Annotated in this window: 18 protein-coding genes; 13 read left to right on the forward strand and 5 right to left on the reverse strand. The window is 38.1% G+C overall.

The window, feature by feature from the left end:
• Positions 1–26: 26 nt before the first annotated feature.
• Positions 27–641: a hypothetical protein gene (locus tag JET18_RS07220; RefSeq protein ID WP_202089945.1), complete on the reverse strand. Its 615-nt coding sequence runs from the start codon at positions 639–641 to the stop codon at positions 27–29.
• A gap of 453 nt (positions 642–1,094) precedes the next feature.
• On the opposite strand from JET18_RS07220, the gene JET18_RS07225 reads away from it, so the two are divergent.
• The gene (locus JET18_RS07225) at positions 1,095–2,120 is read left to right on the forward strand and encodes a helix-turn-helix domain-containing protein (RefSeq protein WP_202089946.1); all 1,026 of its coding nucleotides are present in this window, start codon (positions 1,095–1,097) and stop codon (positions 2,118–2,120) included.
• 380 nt (positions 2,121–2,500) lie between these two features.
• The gene (locus JET18_RS07230) at positions 2,501–4,360 is read left to right on the forward strand and encodes an amidohydrolase (RefSeq protein WP_202089947.1); all 1,860 of its coding nucleotides are present in this window, start codon (positions 2,501–2,503) and stop codon (positions 4,358–4,360) included.
• A gap of 131 nt (positions 4,361–4,491) precedes the next feature.
• Here the strand turns inward: JET18_RS07230 and JET18_RS07235 are convergent, their stop codons facing one another.
• The 4 genes from JET18_RS07235 to JET18_RS07250 all read right to left on the reverse strand — a co-directional run bounded on the left by JET18_RS07235 (position 4,492) and on the right by JET18_RS07250 (position 7,235).
• Positions 4,492–4,815: a helix-turn-helix domain-containing protein gene (locus JET18_RS07235; protein WP_202089948.1), complete on the reverse strand. Its 324-nt coding sequence runs from the start codon at positions 4,813–4,815 to the stop codon at positions 4,492–4,494.
• Positions 4,816–4,867: 52 nt separating this feature from the next.
• On the reverse strand, positions 4,868–5,296 hold the full coding sequence (locus tag JET18_RS07240) for a transposase (RefSeq protein WP_202089949.1): 429 nt from the start codon (positions 5,294–5,296) through the stop codon (positions 4,868–4,870).
• Between the two features lie 100 nt (positions 5,297–5,396).
• Positions 5,397–5,933, reverse strand: coding sequence for a hypothetical protein (locus JET18_RS07245; protein WP_202089950.1), 537 nt, complete (start codon positions 5,931–5,933; stop codon positions 5,397–5,399).
• A gap of 21 nt (positions 5,934–5,954) precedes the next feature.
• Entirely contained in the window at positions 5,955–7,235 is a 1,281-nt protein-coding gene (locus JET18_RS07250) for a hypothetical protein (RefSeq protein WP_202089951.1), read from the reverse strand.
• A 537-nt stretch (positions 7,236–7,772) separates the two neighbouring features.
• Here JET18_RS07250 and JET18_RS07255 point away from each other — a divergent pair.
• From JET18_RS07255 to JET18_RS07305, 11 genes are all read left to right on the forward strand, one after another.
• Complete coding sequence (locus JET18_RS07255; RefSeq protein WP_202089952.1) at positions 7,773–9,485, forward strand: tetratricopeptide repeat protein; 1,713 nt, start codon at positions 7,773–7,775, stop codon at positions 9,483–9,485.
• A 372-nt stretch (positions 9,486–9,857) separates the two neighbouring features.
• Complete coding sequence (locus JET18_RS07260; RefSeq protein WP_202089953.1) at positions 9,858–11,780, forward strand: polysaccharide biosynthesis protein; 1,923 nt, start codon at positions 9,858–9,860, stop codon at positions 11,778–11,780.
• 222 nt (positions 11,781–12,002) lie between these two features.
• The gene (locus JET18_RS07265) at positions 12,003–12,794 is read left to right on the forward strand and encodes a polysaccharide biosynthesis/export family protein (protein WP_202089954.1); all 792 of its coding nucleotides are present in this window, start codon (positions 12,003–12,005) and stop codon (positions 12,792–12,794) included.
• 3 nt (positions 12,795–12,797) lie between these two features.
• Complete coding sequence (locus JET18_RS07270) at positions 12,798–15,137, forward strand: GumC family protein (RefSeq protein WP_202089955.1); 2,340 nt, start codon at positions 12,798–12,800, stop codon at positions 15,135–15,137.
• 2 nt (positions 15,138–15,139) lie between these two features.
• Entirely contained in the window at positions 15,140–16,108 is a 969-nt protein-coding gene (locus JET18_RS07275; RefSeq protein ID WP_202089956.1) for an SDR family oxidoreductase, read from the forward strand.
• Positions 16,109–16,129: 21 nt separating this feature from the next.
• Positions 16,130–17,422: a nucleotide sugar dehydrogenase gene (locus JET18_RS07280; protein ID WP_317193243.1), complete on the forward strand. Its 1,293-nt coding sequence runs from the start codon at positions 16,130–16,132 to the stop codon at positions 17,420–17,422.
• Between the two features lie 20 nt (positions 17,423–17,442).
• Positions 17,443–18,561 carry a non-hydrolyzing UDP-N-acetylglucosamine 2-epimerase gene (wecB, locus tag JET18_RS07285; protein WP_202089957.1) on the forward strand — a complete coding sequence of 373 codons (1,119 nt, stop codon included), beginning with the start codon at positions 17,443–17,445 and terminating at the stop codon, positions 18,559–18,561.
• A complete protein-coding gene (locus tag JET18_RS07290; RefSeq protein WP_202089958.1) occupies positions 18,562–19,872 on the forward strand; it encodes a lipopolysaccharide biosynthesis protein in 1,311 nt (436 codons plus the stop codon).
• Positions 19,863–20,414 (forward strand): acyltransferase, encoded by a 552-nt coding sequence (locus JET18_RS07295; protein ID WP_202089959.1) that lies wholly within the window; start codon positions 19,863–19,865, stop codon positions 20,412–20,414. Before JET18_RS07290 ends, JET18_RS07295 begins: the two co-directional genes overlap by 10 nt.
• On the forward strand, positions 20,414–21,493 hold the full coding sequence (locus JET18_RS07300; RefSeq protein WP_202089960.1) for a polysaccharide pyruvyl transferase family protein: 1,080 nt from the start codon (positions 20,414–20,416) through the stop codon (positions 21,491–21,493). Before JET18_RS07295 ends, JET18_RS07300 begins: the two co-directional genes overlap by 1 nt.
• On the forward strand, positions 21,483–22,565 hold the full coding sequence (locus tag JET18_RS07305) for a glycosyltransferase family protein (RefSeq protein WP_202089961.1): 1,083 nt from the start codon (positions 21,483–21,485) through the stop codon (positions 22,563–22,565). Before JET18_RS07300 ends, JET18_RS07305 begins: the two co-directional genes overlap by 11 nt.
• Positions 22,566–22,572 lie beyond the last annotated feature (7 nt).

Below are 22,572 nucleotides of genomic sequence, written 5' to 3' on the forward strand. Positions count from 1 at the left end.
TTAATTTTTCTTTAAAATTTTAACTATTAGAATATGTTTTTAGAATAGAATTCAAAAGGAGGCGGGCGGGTTACGTACTGTAACAAATGATAATCATTTAAAAAAAGGAAACTATTATTGACGGTTTCATGGTCCGTACTGGCTGAATAGCCCTGCAATGTCTTCAGTGCTGTATGTTCAATGAAAAACTTAGAGTTGTATTTAATGCCCGGAACAGACGCTGAAACAGCTATTCCCTGTTGATAAGATGATATGAAATGATCCGGACAGGGTTTTAATCCAATGGATTCTGTCTTTATTCTCTGAACGTTTTCAGACTTTTTTTCAGAGGATTTTGAAGCCGTTTTTTTGTCACTTTTTTTAGAACTGAATTTCTTCTTGTTGAATGCTGCCTGTTTTGTCTGATTGGAAGCCTGCTTATTTTCCGTAATCTCTTCCTCAAAATTCTTCAGCCTTGCCTGACTGACTTTTCCGGAATCTGTCACAAAAAATGTAGTGGTTTCGTCAAGGGTGATTTGAGTGCCTTTAACAAAATAAAAAGACTGAGCATTGCTCATGATTGCTAATGAAAATAACAACAACAGGGAAGCCCTTTTGAATAAAGGCAGGATGGACTTCGGCTGTTGTTGTGGGAATTTCATGATGTGCTTTGTTAAAATAAAGACAGGATTTATTTGTCTTAATGCTTTCCGATTCAGAATATTTTGAATCAGAATAAATGAGGGAATGAAGGTTTTTCTTATTTGTTATTCAGGGAGTTAAAGTCCATACTTTCTTAATCACCCAAATAGTATGAGTGGTTGATTGTAAATACATTTTAATGGAGTTTAATAGCTGAAGAGATGGTTTTTCAGTACTTATATTTGAGTTTTTAAATTAATAGCATAAGTAAATGTGTAATATGTTTGATATTTTAATTGAAAAGTTCAATTATCATTTTAGGATATGCAAACATTTAGTTATTATCTTTACATGCAAAGGTAGCTGCCTGCAGTAATCATAATTTGTAAGCATAAATCAATTTTTCAATTTAATTTAATAAAATGTAGTTTGTTGATTATTAAATAGTTGATTCAGTCAAATTTTATATTTGTATGATTTTACATAACGAAAATTCATCCGGAAACAGAGAAGAAGAGATGAAGAGACGCTGCATCTCTTTAATTGTATATGTTTTATGTGTGGCTTTATGTCTTTATTCAATTATTATTTATGTTACATTGAATGACCGGAATTTTGCACTGGCTACATTTATTTACTTTCTTGTTCTGCTGTATACTTATCTTCTTATAAGGAAAACCTACAATATCAAAGCAGTGGTTTATCTCTATTTATTTTTAGATCCGCTCTTTGCTGCTTTTATTATGCTTTATTTCTGGAGATATTCGGCGGGAACTGCATTGTGGATATTGCCTATTCCTATTGGTGCTTATGTTTTCCTCGAGAAAAAATATGTCTATCTATATACGCTGTATGTTCTGCTGATTGTGGCTTTGGTCACTTTGATAGGTAAATTTCTGACGGTTGAAACCCCGAATTTCAATAAAACCGATCTTGCAGATGCTTTAGTTGGGGCCGCGAATATTATTATTGTGGTATTGCTGTTATATTATAATGATAAAATAAGAACACTGAGGATGGCTGCCAGTTTTGAGCATGAGAAAAATTCTAACGCTGTTCCGGAATCCGATCCGGAAGTTACCAACGGAAGTGATAAGACTGGAATTTCAAAAGAAAATCTCTCCGGTTATGACAGGGAGACAGAAAAATATACTGAAATTTTTCAAAAAGTACAGCACATTGTTGAGGTCCAGCATAGTTTTACAGATGCAGATTTTACGATTTCAAAGCTCTCACATCTCATAAAAATTAATAATCTGTATATCGCAAAGGCTATTAAACGGAATGGGTATGACAATTTTAGCCACTACATCAATTTTTGCAGAATACAATATGTTAAGCAGCTGATCGGGGAGAATGATCTCAGTAAAATTACCCTTATGTACATCTATACCTCATCAGGATTCAGCAGCCAGTCCACTTTTAACAGGGTTTTTAAGCAAATTGAAGGCGTAACCCCAACGGAATATATCTATACGATTCAGAAAAATACAGATTAAATTTCCCTCAGAACTGCTGATCATAATCATTGGTATTGTAAACTTATTGTGAATGATATTTTAAATAAGAAAAAAATATCAACATTGTGTGATAAAAATGAAGGACAAGAGAATATTTTTTATATTTTTATAGAAACTAATGTAAAAAATACCATGAAAACTATTTTTAATACCACATTTACTTAATCATAATTATTTATAAGTACTTATTTTGTAAAAAAAGCTTTCATCCGCTGAAGAGCTTATTTCCCTGTGCCTGTACAAGCAATAATCAATGATTTTGGCTTCAATGCCTTGGCTTTTCAGCTTTAAATCTCCCGTCAACCTTAAAGAAACATATTAATACAATAAAACTAAAAACAAATTAACCCAATCAAACCATGGAAAACCAACACGAACATGCACATGGCTGTACTCAGTGCGGCTGCAACAATCCTATTTTAGAAATTCTGAAAGAACAGCTCTTCAGCTCCGAAAATCTGGAGAAAATGAAGCCTGAATCCGGGCAGACTGCTCAGTCGTCACCTCAAACACTTCTGATCAGCGGCGGTATTATCCGGCCAATGATCGGTGGATCAACGGAGAAAGTGGAAGCCATTGGCATAGCTGATGGAAATGTTGTGGTAGCCGGGAAAAAAGAAGCTGTGACCACTTTTATGGATAGTAATCATCAGGGGTATCAAATTAAAGAGCTAAGTCCAAAGCAAACTCTGCTTCCGGGCCTGATTGAACCGCACGTTCATATTGTTCCCGCTGCGATGATGGCTGAATGGATCGACGTGAGTCCTTTTAAAGGTCAGGATTTACTGCCAACTTATGATTTAAACTCTATCGGAGTGACCATCAACGATAATCTTCCTACCACAGCCGGATATGTTATTTTAGGAAAAGGATTGGATCCTTCACTGATGCCGTTTGTTCAGACCAATGGGAAAAACGAATTGCAGACCATTACCAATACGGTGCTCGATAAAATTAATCCTGACCCGATGATGCTGCTGAGTGCTTCCATGCATACGCTTTATTTGAATACCAGCGCATTAAAGCATGTATTTAAGAACAGTAAATATGTGCAGGAGCACTATCTGACGGCTGATGAGTACGTCAAGAAAACCCAGGGCCAGCTACAGGAAAGCAAGCAAATGACGCCTGCACTGGAAGTGATTCAGGATCAGGTTGTTGCTATGGCTAAAGATGTGGACGCTTATCTGACCAGTCTTTTTCAGCTGGCTAATTCCAGAGGAGTTACTTTTATGTATGATGCCGGGCTGAATAAAAAATTTGAAAGTGTCCTGACTTCGTATGTAGAGGGAAGTCCGGAATTGGTGCGCATTGGAGGAGCGTTGATCTGCGCTGACCAGGCGGATGCTGACGGCCTTGGTGCTTATCCGCAGCCAACAGAGTACAAGCCGGTATATTGCGGGCATATTAAAGTGGTATCAGATGGTTCGAATCAGGGATTAACCGGTTATCAGAGTACTCCTTATTGTTGTGATCCTGCTGGTAATACGGGGATATTCAATTTTCCGGAAAAAGGAATTCCGCCGCATACCATTCCGCCGCTGTATGACGCATTAATCAATACTGTAGTAGCCGGGAAAGGCTGGCCTCTGATGATTCATGCCAACGGGGATCAGGCAGTCACATTTGCCATAGAGGCTTACCAAAGTGCCCTTGCTCAGTACAAAGGTCCGGAGCTTCGGAACCGTATAGAACACTGCTCTCTGTTGACGCCTACTCAGATTACGTCTATGCTGCAGATGGGTGTTTCGCCAAGCTTTTTGATCGGGCATGTAGGATATTGGGGCTATGCTTTTAAAGAAGTAATATTTAAGGATAAGGCAGAAATGCTCGATCTTTGTGGTTCATCGCTTGAGGCCGGAATGAGAATTACCCTTCACAGCGATAATGAAGTAAGTCCGCTGGGGCCTTTAAGGATGATGGAACAGTCTGTTACCAGAATAATGGAAGAAAATACAGCAAGTATTGAAGTCCTGAACGCTCATGAACGTATTACTCCGGAGCAGGCTTTGATAGCGGTTACTTATGATGCGGCATGGCAGTGTTATGCAGATCAGTGGGCCGGGTCACTGGATGCGGGTTACTTTGCCGATTTCGTTGTGTTGGAGCAGGATCCGCTTTCATTAACCACTCAATCGTCACAATATATGAACATGCGGAATATCCCTGTGCTGGAGACCTGGCTGGGAGGTGTGCAGGTGTATGCTGCAGGATCATAATAAAGAAAAGAATACCTGAAAAAGTAATCTAAAATATCCCTCGCCCTGAAGCGGGGGATATTGTATATAAAGAGATTGGTGATGAACGTTTTGTCAGGTTATAACCAATAAGAATTTGCTGTATATGTTCTCTACTGGAATAGTTTTTTCCATTTTGTGATGGTGTTTCTGCTTAATTTAAAATGCAGGGCAAGCTGGCTGTTGTTTAAATTGTTGTTCTTTTGAAATTCCAGGATCTCACCTATGGCGGTTTTATCGTATGAACGGAGCTGCTGGTTGGATTTGATGGTTTCTTTTTCTTCCTTATTGAATATCAGTGCATTTAATTTTAAGATGTCCAGAACGGACAGTTCTTTTTTATTCAGTATACTCTGGCAGATTTTTTTCTTTTTAGGGTAATTTTCATTAATGATTTCCATGTAGATACGTTTGTAATCAGGGGATGAATTTTTCATAGTCGTTTTTTTTAAGGGTTGATCCGGCGTTTGATGCTGTAGGGAATTAGGTCTACTTTGTCTTTTTATATTTACTGATCCATTTGTATAAAGTTGTTTTTGGAATCCTGTAATCCTGAACAATCTGGTTTATTGTTTTCTTCTTTGTTTCATGAAGCTCCAGAATGAAGTCTATTATTTCTTTTGTGTAAATATTTTTCCTGAATTGTGGCAGATCGGTTACTTTTCTTCTTATTTTGCCCCCGGCTGCAGATGGGGCGAATAAAATAAGATGTTGGGAGTACACTCTGAAAAAATCATATTCCAGAAGCTTGCTCCACCGCAGTAAGAGTTGGCTGTCCAGATGCTCTGACTGATACATTTTTTCAATATTTTCCGTGGTATCTTCAAAAAAATTACAGATACGCTGGAGATCCATATCCAGTTCCTCTTTTCTTGTTTTGATCAAAGCGCCGATATGGATGTGTTCAAAATTTTTCATATTTTTTTTAAATTAAAATTCAAAAAGACTTCAACCGGGTAATAGGCCATACGAAACCCGGCTGAAGAATTCAAATAATAAACTGTGATGAATTTTATAATCAGGGTTTCCAGAAACTCCAGACCTTTCCGTTGAAAACAGCCAGCTGCTTTTCGGTTGTGTCATATGCGATCATTCCCGGTGCGGGATTGATAATGTTGAGATGGGGTCTGTTAACCTTCGGGAGTATCATTGCTTTGTCATTGCTTTCCAGTACCAGGATGCCTGGTGTGGAGGTTAATGGTCCTATGGCTGTTTTGGCACTGGTTTTTTCGCTTGCTGTATTCTGAATGGCAACTCCGTCAGTACCGGTCACAGGATCTACTGTAGTTCCGGAAGTGTCTACCGAAAGGTCTTTCCAGCCGGTATTGTATTTTACCTTTATCTTATGATCGGAAAGGTCGTAGATTATCGTTCCGTTTACAGCTGCTGATGTATTGGCGGCTGAAGTTGTCCACGGGAGAATCAGCCCCCTGTTTCCGTTTTCGAATTCCAGAGAAACAGAAGTATTCGTTACTGAAGTTTTCCCTATAACAACCTGCGCAGGTAAATGAGAGCTTATAGCTGAAATGACTAAAAAAAGTATGGTGTTTTTCATTTCAATGTTTTTTGTTAAATTTTAGTTAGGGCATGTCTGAATATTGAAGCATTTCCATGCTGTTCCGTCATAGATGCTGAGACAGTCGAGATTGGTATCATACACCATCATTCCTTCCACGGGAACTAGGGCGTTTTTCTGGGCAGTTGTAAGTCTGTTAGGGACAAAGCCTTTGGTTTTTGCTTCCAGGGCAGCCCAACCTCCTTTTCTTGTCATGGGCCAGTTGCTGGCGGCTGTGCCTGCTCTTCCGAGAGAGGTGATTCCGAATGAGGTATTAAGCGGGGTTCCTGAAGTAGTAGCCGGTTTGTAGCAGAAGCATCCGATTATAGCCGCATTGACAGAGGAGCCGGGTCCTTGTCCCTGGTCGCCTCCTGAATCTGCCGCTCCGCCGGAATTAACCAGATTAGGAATTCCTGAAGCGTTTACGCCTCCGTTGGCTGTGAAATTGATGCTGCCGTTGGCATTAAGCTGGCTGTTGGCCACATTTTCGTCTCCTTCCATAGCGTCGGGGCAGCCGTCTCCATCACTGTCCGGATCCAGATAATCCGGGATGTTGTCTCCGTCTGTGTCTGTAAAGCATTGTGCATTCAGTCCAAAACTATCCATTATTGCTGTGGTGGCGCTACCATAAACAAACACTCTTACATAATAGGTTGTTCCTTTCTGAAGTCTGTAATTTGAGTTGAGCGTAAACTTTTGGAAAGCACCGCTGGTAGTCGTCGGGTTTTGCCCTGAATATAATGTCGTAGGATTCGTGAAATTCACGTTGCCGGAAATTTCAATATGTATATTCTGCACTTTTGTATTGGTGGTGCCATAGGTTGCCCATTCCTTCAGTTCAAAAATCTTGTTGCTGTTTGAAGCCATTGGAATAGAGAATTGAATGTAATCATTGTTTGTTTTGGCTTGTGCGGCGGTTGTTGAATTGATATTTTGAATACTCCAGGAGAGATTTGTTTTCTGTGATCCGGGCAGTCCGCTTCCAAAAACAACGGTGCTGGCTGTAGTGGTTGCTTCCGGTGACAGGTTGTTGTTTTCAAGTTTCCCCGGAAAAGGGTTTGTGTTAACATCCCAGATTAAATGGGGGACGGTCTGGCCTGCTCCCGAGTCGGCGGGAAGAGAGCACGTGTTTTCTGCGGTGTCCGGGATGCCGTCGTTATCATCATCCAGGTCATTGATGTTTGTGATTCCGTCTCCGTCCGTGTCCTGAGCATGGATAGTATTGAATCCGGAAAAACCTAGTACCATCAGCCATATAATTATTTTTCTTCCTAAACCGGTTTTAAATTGTCCAATTTGCATTTTACATGTTTTAATTATTAAGCTAAAGCCTTAAAACAAGATGTACCTGTTCTGGTTTTTTATAACTAAAGCAGTGGAACAGATTGTAAAGGATGGGTAATAAAAATTTTGTTCGTCAGTTAGACATTTTCAAAATCAAAAAGGAATCGGAATTCCTGACGTCTTTGTGTTTCTTTTTTCTGATTCTGGGACAAAATAAATGCATGCAGAAGATTGGTAAGCCAAATGAGGAATTAATAGTTGTTAGCAAAAATTGATTATTTTAAAATAAATTGTTAGCATTTCGGATGTAATTATCTGTTTTTTAAGTCATTGTGTTTTGAAAGTGTTAAATCCAGGCTTTTGTAAGTTCATTGAATTGCTAATAAAAATTACATAATTATTTATTTTAGTAATTATATTGGCTTATTTGTTTAATGGGTGTGAATAATTTAGTTTTTATCCGGATAAATTTGGTATTATTCAATTTTTTGGCACATAATTTTTATAGTCTATTTTCAATATATTAGAAAAAATTTAAGCTTAGAATTGTTACCTATGAAGAAAATACTATATGTTCTTGTTGTATTATTGATATTGGCGTGCGCTGATTCCAGAGCTGATGAGAATATGTATTTTCATAAACTTACGAATGAACTTACACAGGCTATTGATCATCCGGCTAAAATTTCTGCACTTCAGCATAGGGAGCTTAAGAACTTTAAAAATAAAAAAGATAAAAAATACCTGATAGGTTCTAAATACATAGAGTTGTTTTTGTACCGGAATGACAGGAATAAGCAGATTCTTTTTGTTTACGACCTGTTAAAACTTAATGATAGCAGGTACGATTATATTTCAATGACTTCTTATTATAGTATGGCTATTCAGCTTGAAAGCACTTCTCCTGAGCTGGCCATGCACTTCATAGATAAGGCTATAGGGTATAATAAAACATTGTCCGGGATGTATTACGCAGGGCATCTTTACCATATGAAGGGTAGGTTTTACTACAATAAGAAGGCGTATGCATCTGCCCTGTATTACTTTGAGAAGGCCCTGAAAAACTTCAGACAGGATGACCTGCTTTATACCTCTTCGATGCATAATAATTTCGGGATGGCCTATGCTAAGCTCAATAATATGGGGAAAGCCGTTCAGGAGGCTGAAAAAGGCATAGAAATTTTAAAAAGTAAAAAAGATCTCACTAAAGAGGAGTTTGATTTCCTTATTAAAATGAAGGGCAATCTGGGCTTTTATTATTATGAATTAAAAGATTATTCCGGTGCTGAAAAACTTCTTGTTGAAGCACTTATTCATTACGGAAGCAAAAAAGAGCTCTTTTCCTACATGATCCCCATTTCTGAAAAGCTTTTCGATCTGTATGTAATTACGGGGCAGCTGAGTGAGCAGAAGAAGGTTGTTGATCATCTTTTGCGTATTGAGCCACAACTGACGGATACGTACAGTAAAATCACAGTGAATGAAATCGTTCAGAAATATTATTATTCTTCCAATGCCGATATTCAGCTTTTAAAAGAAGTATCAAAAAAATTGATAGTGCTGAATCATACATTTGATGACGAAAACAGGGAAAGCATACAGAAAACATCCGATCTTCTTAATAAAAACCTCATTAGCAGTATCAATGATAAATACGGATATGAAATTAAAGCCCATAAGAGGAAAGTGCTTCTCACCATCATGATATGTTGTTTACTGGTGGTCATTATCGGCCTTATTGCTTTATATATATGGACTAAAAAGAAGAGTGAGCGCAAAGATGCCGAAAAACAGAGAGAGATTTTAGAGGCAAATAAAAAAATACTGGAACGGGATATTCTTTTTCAAAAAGAGAAGATCAAAAACCTGTATCAGAATCTGAATTTGAAAATAGAATCAGAAAAAGCCTTTTTACAGAATATAAAAAAGATAAAAAGATCTGCAGATAATGATCATGAGCAGATTCTCCGGGATCTGCACCTGAAAGTCGGCAAGCTGATACAGATCGATAAAAAGAATGATGTTTTCGTACATGAAAGCAGCAGCGAGAATAAAATATTTTTAAGCAGGCTCGAACAGCTTTGTCCGGATCTCACAAACAGGGAGCTGAAGCTGTGTACTTATTTCAGGATGGATCTTTCGTCAAAAGAAATATCTGTTCTTGAAGATACAACCACGGCTACGGTCAGGGTATATAAAACAAGGATCAAAAGTAAGCTGGGGCTGGCCAGGCCGGATAATTTAAGTACTTTTCTCGGCGGTATATAATTTCTTAAATCAGGGGTTGTTGGTGTCAGGTAGATATTTGTACAGACCTGTCAGATTTCAATATTAATTTTTTATTAAGTCTACTATTTAGTTTGAATTTCAAACCCCCAATTTGTCAAAATAATTCTAAAATATTCCTAAAATCGAGAATTATATTTTTTTTAACATTTCATTATTTATTTTGAATCTATCTGAATACTAAAAACATAGGTAAATGAAGTTAATTCATACCACGTTACGAGTAATTATTTTTAATTAAAAGCAGGATATGGTCATAAAAATATTAATAATAATTTGTTACCTTTGTTTTCGAAAAAAGCACACCATTTGTTGAATTAAAATAATGTTTAATGTTTTTAGGTCTTCCATAGCATGGTGAATGTTTTAAAAATCAAAGAGTTAAGGTACGTGCCCAGGTGGGTGGTTTTTTTTATTGATATTTCAATTGTCTCCTTTTCTGTCTTAACTACCTATCTGTTCTTAAAAAATCTGCATGTAAAAATTAATTTTATTGAGTATTTCAATGAAAAAATTTTTACCGTCATTGCAGTCAATATTCTGTTTATGTTCCTGTTTAAAACCTATGCGGGAATTATCAGATATTCAACTTTTTTCGATTTTTTCAGGATTCTGTGGGCTTCAGGATCTGCGCTTCTTGTGTTGCTTGGGATCAATTTTATATCAGATACAGTATTGGGAAAACCGTTGTATTTATACCCGGCACTTTTCCTGCTTTTCTTTATTTCTATTTTTCTGATGTTCTTTTTCAGAATGACGACCAAACAGCTTTTCAAAAGATGGATGGGTGCCAAAAACGGGCTGTCTAAAATAAGAATTGCCGTGGTAGGAGTAGAAGATCAATCCGTATCATTAGCCAATGCCATTATCCATAACCCGGGACAGCCTTACCAGCTAGCCGGATTTTTCAGTGCCAGATCAGACTCTAAAAAAGCAGTCCTGCTGGGGCATAAAGTATATAATAAAAAAGAACTCCTTAAAAATGATCATCTGAAAAGCCGTTTTGATGCCGTTCTGATCAGGGAAATGATGGACAGGACTCAAATGGAGGCATGGGTAACTCTTGCGCTAGATAAAGGATTGAAAGTATTAAAATCTCCCGATGCCAGCAAAATAAATGAAGATGGTATCATAGGAAGCATACGTCCGCTTCAGATTGAAGATTTACTGGAACGCACCCCTATAAAAATAGAAAATGAAGAGGTGAAAAGCCGTCATTTTAATAAAAGTATTTTGGTTACCGGTGGGGCAGGATCTATAGGAAGTGAGATTGTGAGGCAGGTTGCCCGGTTGGGTTCATCCCTTATTGTAGTGGTGGATCAGGCGGAGTCTCCATTGTATGAACTGAAACTTGAGCTGCTGGAAAGATTTCCGGACCAGAATTTCAAATTTGTGCTGGCAGATATTTCCAATCATTACAGACTTGAAAAATTATTTGAAGATTACCATTTTTCTACAGTATATCACGCAGCGGCATACAAACACGTTCCTTTAATAGAAGACAATCCGCATGAAGCTGTTTTTGTCAATATCGGCGGAACCAGAAACCTGGCTTTACTGTCTAAACAGTATAATGTAAGCAGATTCGTAATGGTCTCTACAGATAAGGCTGTGAATCCTACCAATGTAATGGGGGCTTCCAAAAGAGCAGCTGAACTTTTTGTACAGTCCTTGCAGAACTCTCCGGATAATACAACAAAGTTTATTACAACACGTTTCGGAAATGTATTAGGCTCCAACGGCTCAGTAATACCGCATTTCAAAAAGCAGATTGAAAAAGGAGGGCCTGTAACGATCACCCATCCGGATATCATCCGTTATTTTATGACCATTCCGGAGGCTTGTGAACTGGTACTTCAGGCGGGAACGATGGGGAACGGAGGTGAGATTTATGTTTTTGATATGGGAAAACCTGTCAAAATCCTGGATCTGGCGAAAAGAATGATCAAATTATCAGGATACACCCCGGATGTTGATATCAAAATTGATTTTATCGGATTAAGACCTGGCGAAAAGCTATATGAGGAACTTTTAACGGACAATTCTACAACAATTCCTACCCATCACGAGAAAATAATGATATCAAGAGATCCTTTGATGGAATTTGAAGAGATAGAATTGCTGAGTAAGCAGATTATGCGTTCGGCGATAAAAAAAGAGAGTTTACAGGTGGTTAAAATTTTAAAGATTATTGTTCCGGAATTTATCAGTAATAACTCGGAATTTGAAATTTTGGATAAAACACCGGAACATGAACTATATCAGCAACATAGTTAAAAATATGCATAAATTCACATAAAAATAATGAAATATTTTTATTGTTTTTTTTCAATCGGAACGATAATTGATACGAAAAGACTTGATCTTAGAAAATAATAGAATGCGTTGAAAAATTTTCACCGAAATGTGAGAATAATGATACATAAAATATACGTACTACGCTCCGACATAAAAAAATTCTAAAACATTGAGCGTGAACACAAGTAGATTAAAAAACATATGAAGAGAACTATTATTACATATCTGATATTGTTATCGGTTACTTTATTATCATGTAAGCCGAAACAGAATATGGTATACATGGCCAACCATAATATGGAGGAAGAAGTTACCAAAGCAAAGTTTCAGGGATTGCATATTCAGGAAGGGGATGTTCTTCTTATTCTTGTATCTGCACTGGATGAAATTGCCGTAAAACCTTTCAATCTCAATACCGTAAACAAAGTAGGAAGTGAATCCGCCAGTGGAAGTAATCTGTATTCACAGCCAAGCGAATACCTGGTGAACGAAGAAGGTTATATATCTTTCCCGGTTTTAGGAAATATATATACTAAAGGAATGACGCAGGTACAGCTGAGACAGGAGCTGGAAACCCGTCTGAAAAGATATCTTACAGATCCTTTGGTGACTATTACCCTGAAAAACTTCAATGTAAGCATTTTAGGAGAAGTAAAAGCTCCGGGGCAGAAAGAAAGTGTTTCCCAGAAGATTAACGTTTTCCAGGCTCTTGGCCTTGCCGGAGATATGACGGACTTCGGAGACCGTACGAATGTTAAGCTTATCCGTACCGGAGATGACGGGACAGATCAGATTGTTCACATCGACCTTACCAGATCGGATATCGTAAATTCACCGTACTATTATATGAAGCAGAACGACATATTATATGTACAGCCGGACAAAAACAAACAGGTTCAGGCCAATTCGAACCCGAACAGAGCGCTTACATTCCAGATCATTGGTGCATTACTGACAGCTGGTACACTTATTATTGCTTTAACACGACGATAAAATATGCAGCAGATAGAAATTCAGCCCAGGGAAGAGAAATTAAATATAAAGAAAGCCATTTCCAAATACCTGTATAAATGGCCGTGGTTTATAGCTTCTGTTATGCTTTGTGTAGCAGTTGCTTATATTTATCTAAGGTACAGTGTTCCTAAATATCAGTCAAAAACTACCCTTAAATTTGATAAAAAACAAAACGACCTTTCTTCAGCTCTTGCTGATTTAGATAATCTAGGGATAGGTCTGGGTAATTCTGATGAACTGAAAAGTGAGGCTGCCATTGTTAACTCCCGGCCGCTATTGATGCAGGTGGTGAAAAATCTTAATCTGAATGTAGAATATTTCAGTACCGGAGATATTAAAGACTCACAGCTGTTTGGAGACAGGGTTCCTGTTACTGCAAAGATATTGAGCTATACCAAAGAAAAATTTGTAGCTACACCATATACATTAACCGATATAAAGGGCGACCAGTTTACCCTTCAAAGCGAGAAGAAAAAAGATGTTCACGCAAAGTTTGACATTCCTGTACAGTTGGATTTCGGAACGGTGGTGTTTCAAAGGAATTCAGCTTTTGCTGTTAAAGCAAACTATAAAGTGATCTTTTCAAGTCCGATTGAGAAGATCAAAAAACTGGAAAAATTAATCCAGGTCAATCTTCCGGATGAAAAAGCTATGCTGATGGATATCAGTTTGGTAGGATCTCTTCCTGAAAAATCGGAAGCGATTCTGAACGAGGTGACCAAACAGTATAATCTTGACGGGCAGAAAGATAAGAACCTGCAGGCTCAGAATACACAGGAATTCATTGATAAAAGACTGGAAGTCATTACCAAAGATCTTTCCGGAGTAGAAAACCAGAAAGAAGATTTCCAGAACCGTAACCGTATTGTAGATTTACAGGCGCAGGCAGAACTGGCCTTGCAGAATACCAGTGAAAATACCAAAGCTCTTCTTCAGCAACAGGCTCAGCTGGATCTTCTGAGTTCACTTTCGGGAGAAGCTTCAAAAGGCAATAACCAGCTTATGCCATCCAATCTTGGGCTGAATCCTTCACTGGAACAATCTATTTCTCAATATAATCAGTTGATTATCAGTCGAAATAAAACCCTTAAACAGGCTACCAACGAAAACCCTGCTGTCATAGAAATGAACAGGGAAATTGCTTCTTTAAAGGAAGTGATCCGTGATAATATCCGTGAGCAGAGACAAACCGTGCAGACGGGTATTTCCCAGCTGCAGAACCAGATCAAGACCAGCAATAATGTGATTGAAAAGGTTCCCGGACAGTCTAAAGTATACAGGGGAATTGAGCGTCAGCAAAACCTGAAAGAGCAGTTATTTTTATTCCTTCTTCAGAAAAGAGAAGAAAACGCGATCAATCTTTCAGTAGATGTTCCGAAAGCAAAAATTGTAAACCCAGCATTTACAGAAGATATTCCGGTATCGCCTAAAAAAGATGTTATTCTTCCCGGCGCTGTTTTGCTGGGACTATTGATTCCTTTTGCCCTTTTCTATGTTATTTTCCTTTTGGATGATAAAATTTACAGCAGAGAGGATATTAAAGAACGTTCCGGACTGGGCGTACTGGTAGATATTCCTTCGCTTTCCGATACGGAAAACCATCTGGTACAGAAAAACGACTTCTCAGAATTGGCAGAAGCCTTCAGGGTACTGGTTTCCAACCTGAAATTTGTTTTGCCGGTAAAAGATTCAGCTAAAGTGGTCATGGTGACTTCTTCCGTAAAAGGAGAGGGAAAAACCTTGGTATCCGTGAATCTTGCGCTTACCATAGCCAACAAAAACGCAAGAACACTTCTGATTGGTTCCGATATCCGGAATCCTCAGATCCAGCGTTATGACAGTGAGCCGGTAAAAAGAAAAGGGCTTACAGAATTCTTATATGATGAGTCGGTAAAAGTAGAGGAGCTTATCCATACATCTACGACCAACCCTTCATGTGATGTTATCTATGCCGGAGCTATTCCTCCCAATCCTCAGGAGCTGCTTTCTAACGGAAGATACCAAAAGCTTATTGAACAGATGTCTTCTGAGTACACTTATATTATTATTGACTCTGCACCGCTGATGCTGGTATCGGATACACTAAGTATTGCAGATACGGCAGATGCCACACTGTATGTGGTAAGATCGGGAGTGTCCAAAAATATCCTGATAGATTTTGCCAACGATCTGGTAAGAGACGCTAAGCTTTCTAACGTATCATTTGTTATTAATGACGTTTCAAGAAGAGCAGGTGGGTATGGCTACAACTATAGCTACGGCTATGGATACAGCCAGACCAAGGATAAAAAAAGTTGGTGGAATAAAATTTTTAAATCATAGAAATGCGTAAAATTTTAATTACAGGAGGAGCCGGTTTTATTGGTTCCAACTTAACGGAGTATTTTTTAAATAAAGGTTATGATGTGGTCTGCCTGGATAATTTTGCAACGGGACACCGTCATAATATCGCACCTTTCCTTGACAACCCAAATTACAGGCTCATTGAAGGGGATATCCGTGATTTGGAAGTTTGTCAGAAAGCAGTGGAAAATGTAGATTATGTTTTGCACCAGGCTGCATTGGGTTCAGTGCCGAGATCTATCAAAGATCCTGCAACAAGCAACGATGTGAATGTATCCGGCTTTTTGAATATGCTGATTGCAGCGCGTGATGCAAAAGTAAAACGTTTTGTATATGCCGCTTCATCTTCTACCTATGGAGATTCTGCTTCATTACCTAAAGTAGAGAACGTGATCGGGAAACCGTTATCGCCGTATGCCATTACCAAATATGTGAATGAGCTGTATGCGGATGTATTCGGAAAAACGTATGGAATACAGTGTATCGGTTTAAGATACTTCAATGTATTCGGACGCAGACAGGACCCGAACGGAGCTTATGCTGCCGTGATTCCTTTATTTGTAAAACAGTTAATCAATCACGAATCTCCTACGATCAACGGAACAGGAGATTATTCCCGTGACTTTACATATATCGACAACGTTATTCAGATGAATGAGCGTGCCATGCTTACTGAAAACCCTGAAGCGGTGAATACAGTATACAACACCGCTGTAGGAGACCGTACCACATTAAATGATCTGGTAGGATACCTTAAAAAGTATCTGAGTGAATTTGATGGAAAAATCGGAGACGTTGAAGTGGTTTATGGGCCTAACCGTGTAGGAGATATTCCGCACTCACTGGCCTCCGTTGAAAAAGCAGAAAAACTATTAGGGTACCAGCCCAGCCATACCATAGAAAAAGGATTAAAAGAAGCCATCAGCTGGTACTGGGAAAATTTAAAATAAACAAGTTTAAATCGAATCTTTGTGGAAAAACAGTATAAAATTGCCGTTATCGGATTAGGATATGTAGGCCTTCCTCTGGCCCGATTATTTGCAACCCAATATCCGGTTGTAGGTTTCGATATCAATCAGAAAAGAATTGAAGAATTAAATACAGGGGTAGACGTTACTCTGGAAGTGGAAAATGATGTTTTAAAAGCAATCTTAAAAGAAGAAAACCCTTTTAACCAGCCTGCTGAAAACGGATTGTACTGCTCTGCTGATATGAAAGATATCCAGGATGCAAACATCTACATCATAACCGTTCCTACACCTGTTGACAAACATAACCGTCCGGATCTGACCCCTTTATATAAATCTTCAGAAACGGTGGGCAGAGTATTGTCCGAAGGAGATATCGTGATTTACGAATCTACCGTGTATCCGGGAGCTACAGAAGAAGAATGTATTCCGGTTCTGGAAAAAGTTTCAGGATTGAAATTCAATCAGAACTTCTTTGCAGGCTATTCTCCTGAACGTATCAATCCGGGAGATAAGGAACATACCGTAGAAAAGATCCTTAAAGTAACTTCAGGTTCCACACCGGAAATCGGGAAAACAGTAGATGCTTTATATAAATCTGTGATCGTGGCAGGAACCCACCTGGCTCCAACCATCAAAATTGCAGAAGCAGCCAAAGTAATTGAAAACTCCCAGAGAGATATCAATATCGCTTTTGTGAATGAGCTGGCGAAAATTTTCAACCTTTTGGAAATAGATACCCATGCAGTACTTGAAGCTGCAGGCACCAAGTGGAACTTTTTACCGTTCAAACCGGGATTGGTAGGCGGTCACTGTATTGGGGTAGATCCTTATTATCTGGCTCAGAAGGCCCAGGAGAACGGCTATCATCCGGAAATTATTCTGGCCGGCCGCCGTCTGAATGATTCTATGGGGCAGTATGTGGCTTCCCAACTGGTGAAAACAATGATCAAAAAGAAAATCACGATCAATGGAGCAAGAGTATTGAACCTGGGAATAACATTTAAAGAAAACTGTCCGGATGTGCGTAATACCAAAGCGGTAGACGTTATCCACGGGCTTGAAGACTATGCTTTGCATGTGACTACTTTCGATCCTTGGGCTAAGCCTGAAGAAGTACAGCATGAGTATGATCTTACGGTGGTGAATGAAATTCCGGATGAGAAATTTGATGCCATTATTCTTACCGTTGCCCACAAGGAATTTATGGGAATCAACCTGAATAATTACCTGAAGGAAGACGGAATTATCTATGATGTAAAGGGAGTGCTGGAAGAATGTGATTCCAGACTGTAAATATTTATTTGCTTAAAATTATGAAAAAAAGACATCTGATTGTTTTTGGAACAAGACCGGAAGCTATAAAAATGGCTCCACTGGTAAAAGAATTTCAAAAAGAAGAGTCATTTGAGACTAAAGTTTGCGTTACAGCTCAGCATAGAGAGATGTTGGATCAGGTTTTAAGTTTTTTTGATATCAAACCGGACTACGATTTAAATCTGATGAAGCCCGGCCAGAATTTGTACAACCTCACGGCTGATATCATCACCGGACTGAAATCTGTTTTAGAAGATTTTAATCCGGATTATGTGTACGTGCATGGGGATACAACGACGACCATGGCGACCAGCATTGCCAGTTTCTATTCCGGGGCCAAAGTATGCCATGTGGAAGCAGGATTGAGAACCCATGACAAAAGATCTCCATTCCCTGAAGAAATGAACCGCCAGGTAGCGGGACGTATTGCTGATTATCATTTTGCCCCGACAGAACAGTCGAAGCTTAATTTATTGGCAGAAAACACTAAAGAAGAAAATATATTGGTCACAGGTAATACTGTGATAGACGCATTATTTTACAGCTCAGAAAAAGTGGAGCATATAGATAATAAAGAAATAGAAACACTGAGGTCCATCATAGATGTATCCAAAAAAATTGTACTGGTTACAGGACACAGAAGGGAAAACCACGGACAGGGATTTATCAATATTTGTGAAGCATTAAAAGAAATTGCCGTTACAAATCCTGATGTGCAGGTTATTTACCCTGTACACCTGAATCCCAATGTGAAAGGACCTGTGTATGAAATTTTATCTGAGGTTAATAATATAGTATTGATCGAGCCTTTAGCTTATCCGGCTTTTGTATGGTTAATGAATCAGTCGTATATGATCATTACCGATTCCGGAGGGATACAAGAGGAAGCTCCGAGTCTTGGGAAGCCGGTACTGGTGATGCGCGATACTACGGAAAGACCGGAAGCAGTGAATGCCGGAACGGTAATTCTGGTAGGTACAGATAAAAATAAAATTGTTTCAGAAGCGCAGAGTTTGTTAAATGATACCGTACGTTACCAATCCATGAGAGAACTGCATAATCCTTATGGTGATGGAACGGCATGTGAACGCATCGTAAATTTTATAAAAAGTAAATAAATGAATATATCTTCTCTGCTTAAAAAGAAGATGTTTAAAGAAACTTTGACGTATTCCATAGGAAGCTTTGGATCAAAGATTCTTTCATTTTTATTAGTCCCTTTTTACACCTATTTTCTCACTAAAAAAGAATTGGGAGAATACGACTTACTGCTTACCACAATAAGTCTTTTTGCGCCGCTGGTTTCATTACAGATTTCTGATGCTACGTACAGATGGTTGATTGATAAAGAATACATCAGTGAAGACCAGAAGGCAAAAATTATGACCAATTCTATCATCACGTTATGTATAGGGTATCTTATTTTTTGTATTGGTTTTTCCATTTATGTCTTTTTCAACAGCTTTCAGTATGAGGGCTATTTTATCGTACTGATTTTCCTGAATTGTTTACTGCCCTTATTACAGAGCATTTTAAGAGGACAGGGAAACACGAAGCAGTTTGCGATCAACGGGATTCTGACTACTTTTTTGATTGTAGTTTTTAATGTCGTTTTCATTTATGTTTTAAAATTAAATGTTGAAGGAGTCTTTATTGCCAATATTGCAGCGTACACGGTAGCATGTATTCTGATTTTGTATAAGGTGAAAATACTTCAGTATTTCAAATTTAAATATTGGGATCCTGAGCTTATAAAATCTATGGCATCCTATTCTTTGCCTTTGATTCCCAATTTAATGAGCTGGTGGGCCATATCATCTGCCAGTAAATTTATTATCCTGCATTATATGGGACCCGAAGGAAATGGATTATATGCGGTAGCAAGCCGTTTTCCCGCATTGCTTCTGGTGATCAATTCTGTTTTGCTGCTGCCGCTGCAGGATAGGATCTTAAAAGAAGAAGATAACCTGACCTTTAACAGATTACTGGGAAAGTTTATCATGTTTGAATTGGCCCTGGCCTTTACGCTGGGTATTTTATCCCCTTTGATGACCAAAATACTGGTCTCCAAAGAGTATTTCGAAACCTGGGAATATATGCCCTATTTGTATCTGGGGGTAGGATTCAATGCCATTGCCGGTTTTCTGGGATTAAAATATCAGAAAGAAAAGAATACATTAAAAATCACATTGACGACCTTGCTGGGCGCTGTTGTATCCATAGCATTAAGTATTGTTTTTATACAGTATATAGGCCTGCAGGGAATATCAATTTCGTTTTTATTAGGATTTCTGGTGGTTTTACTGTTACGGTATATTGATATATATAAAAAAGAGATTTTTAATATCAAATTTTTTATCATCATCCTTTTACCGGTGGTTACTTACTTAAGTATTTTATTAATCAAAAAAGCGATATCATGTTTTTAATTGGAAAATTAAATAGAATTCTCGATCAGATCAAGTTTAATAAAACCAAAAAAAGATTAAAACATTTTGGTGAGCTTAACGATATAAACCCCAATATAAGGCTGCTGTATCCTGACAGGATTTCCATTGGCTCCTATGTATATATTGGCCCCAATGCCGACATCAACGGGCTTGGAGAAGTTGAAATCAGTAACGGAGTCATCATTGGCCCGAATTTAACCGTTCATTCGGCTAATCATAAGTTCAGGGATTCAAAATTTATTCCTTATGATGAAACTTTTGAATTCAAAAAAGTAAAAATTGATGAAAATGTATGGATCGGGGGAAATGTAATCATTACACCCGGAAGCCAGATTGGAGAAGGATGCATCATTGGTGCCGGATGTGTGGTTTCAGGAAAAATACCGCCGCTTTCCATTGTCGTGGGAAATCCTTGCCAGGTCATTAAATCAAGAGATGCAGAACATTACTACAGATTAAAATCTGAAGATGCGATTTATTTGAAAAATAAATTATTAAAAAATATCAAGCCGGAAATATAATGAATATATCAATAAAAGGAGCATATGGTGACAGTAATTTTGGCGATGATTTGTTGATGATCGTGTTTGAGGATTTCATCAAAGCCAATATCAAAAACAGTTCCCTGAATTTTATAGGAGCTGAAAATAGCTATGTCTCTAAATTTTTAAGTGATTCTTCATACAGTAACAATCAGAAAGATGATCTGCTGATTTATGGTGGAGGAACCCAGTTTTTTTCATTTATAGAAAAATCTACGCTTAAAACCAAACTAAAGAATAATATATCCAAAAGTCCGGTTAAAATATTAAAAAAGGTATTTCAGAAGCTTGGACCGGGAAATGAAGCGGTAACCCGTTTTGAAAAAGCTTTTCTGGGCTTTGGATTGGGGCCTTTTAACAATAACATGCAAGCTATAGAATTTGCAAAGAATCAGTTGAAAGATTCCCTGTTTACAGGAGTAAGAGATCAGGTTTCTTATGAGTATTGCAACGACTGGAATATCCAATCATTCTTAGGAGCTGATGTGGTATTTTCCTCCGGTTTTAATAAATATATTCAAAACGTTCCGCAGGTTGAAGATTCCGGCAAAATAGGAATTATCGTGCGGGACTGGGAGTGGAAGAACAGTGAAGCAGATTATCAGGAACAGCTGATCAGCTTTGTGAATGCCAATCCGCAACTTGATGTTACGTTTATAGTATTTGCAAAAGATAAAGATCCGAAATGGATGAAAAGGATACAGGATTACAAAAGTATAGTCTGGAATCCGGAAACCATGGAAATCAATGATTTTATAGAGATTTTAAACTCATTTTCCACATTCATTACGGCACGTTATCATGGAGCTATTATTGCCGGCCTCCTGGGAAAGAAAGTGATCTGCGTGGAAATAGAGCCTAAATTAAGGATTCTTACCCAGCAGATTCCGTCATTTGCTTTGTGGAATAATGATTTTGATATTCCGAAGCTTAATGATTTAGTCCAGTCAGATCTGGAAAAGGATCATCAGAAATACATTTCAGAGCTCAGATCAAAAGCAGATGAAATGTTGAACCAATTTGTAAAAAAATATAACAGCAGATTTAATGGAGAATAAAGAAATTGTAATAGTTCATAAAACCTGCGTTTCAGATTACCCTCCTTTATTGGCTTTTATAAAGTATCTGAATAAAAACGGTTATAAAATTCATCTGGTATTAGGTTTTGAAAAAGGAAACCTGATCGATGAGCTGAACAGTCTTTGCGACAAAGTTCATTTAACCAATATAAAACCTTCATCCAACAAGTTTTTATACTGGTTTAAGATCAGAAAAACGTTTTGGAAAATTATTAATGAGAACAGGTATCAGGAGAAACTGATCTGGATTCCGGCCGCAGATACCACCCTGGCTTTGGGGAATAAATTATTATCCCTGAACTATGTGCTTAATCTATACGAGCTGTTTGATTACGCGCCAAGGTACATCAAAGGCCTTGAAAAATTTGCAAAAAATGCAAAGCTTGTTATCTGCTCCAATTTGGACAGAGCGAATATACTTCGGGTTTGGTGGAAGCTGGCTAAAACGCCGGAAGTTATTCTGAATAAACCGTATTCGGAGCTGTCTGAAAGAAATCTTCCTTTGACGGATGAACTGTCGAAGCTGTTGGAACCTGTAAAAGACAAAAAGAAAATTATTTATCAGGGAGTTATTTTTCCTGAAAGAGAACTCGAAGGAATCTGCCGCTACATCAATCAGTCAGAAGATTTTGCACTGATCATTATGGGTAAGGAAACAGACTATTTGAAAAAACTCAAAACCATCTGTCCTTCCATCATCCATATTCCGTTTGTAGCGCCTCCTTATCATCTGCATGTAACCAGCCATGCGGATATTGGTATATTAACGTATGATCACTCCTCTCTGAACAATATATTTTGTGCACCGAACAAATTATGGGAGTTTTCTAATTTTTCTATGCCAATGATCGGGAATGATATTCCGGGGCTTATCAATACGGTGGCAGCCAGCAGAATGGGAGAGTGCATTGATTTTCAGAAAGAAGATCAGGTCGCTAAAACCCTGCACAGCATATTGGAAAATTATACGGAATATTCCAGGAATGCCAAATCATTTTATAACAGTTATAATTATGATCTGGAATTAGACCGTATCATGCAGAAATTGTAGAAAAAGA

Origin of the sequence: Chryseobacterium endalhagicum (assembly GCF_016745235.1) — a bacterium.
Lineage (GTDB): Bacteria > Bacteroidota > Bacteroidia > Flavobacteriales > Weeksellaceae > Chryseobacterium > Chryseobacterium endalhagicum.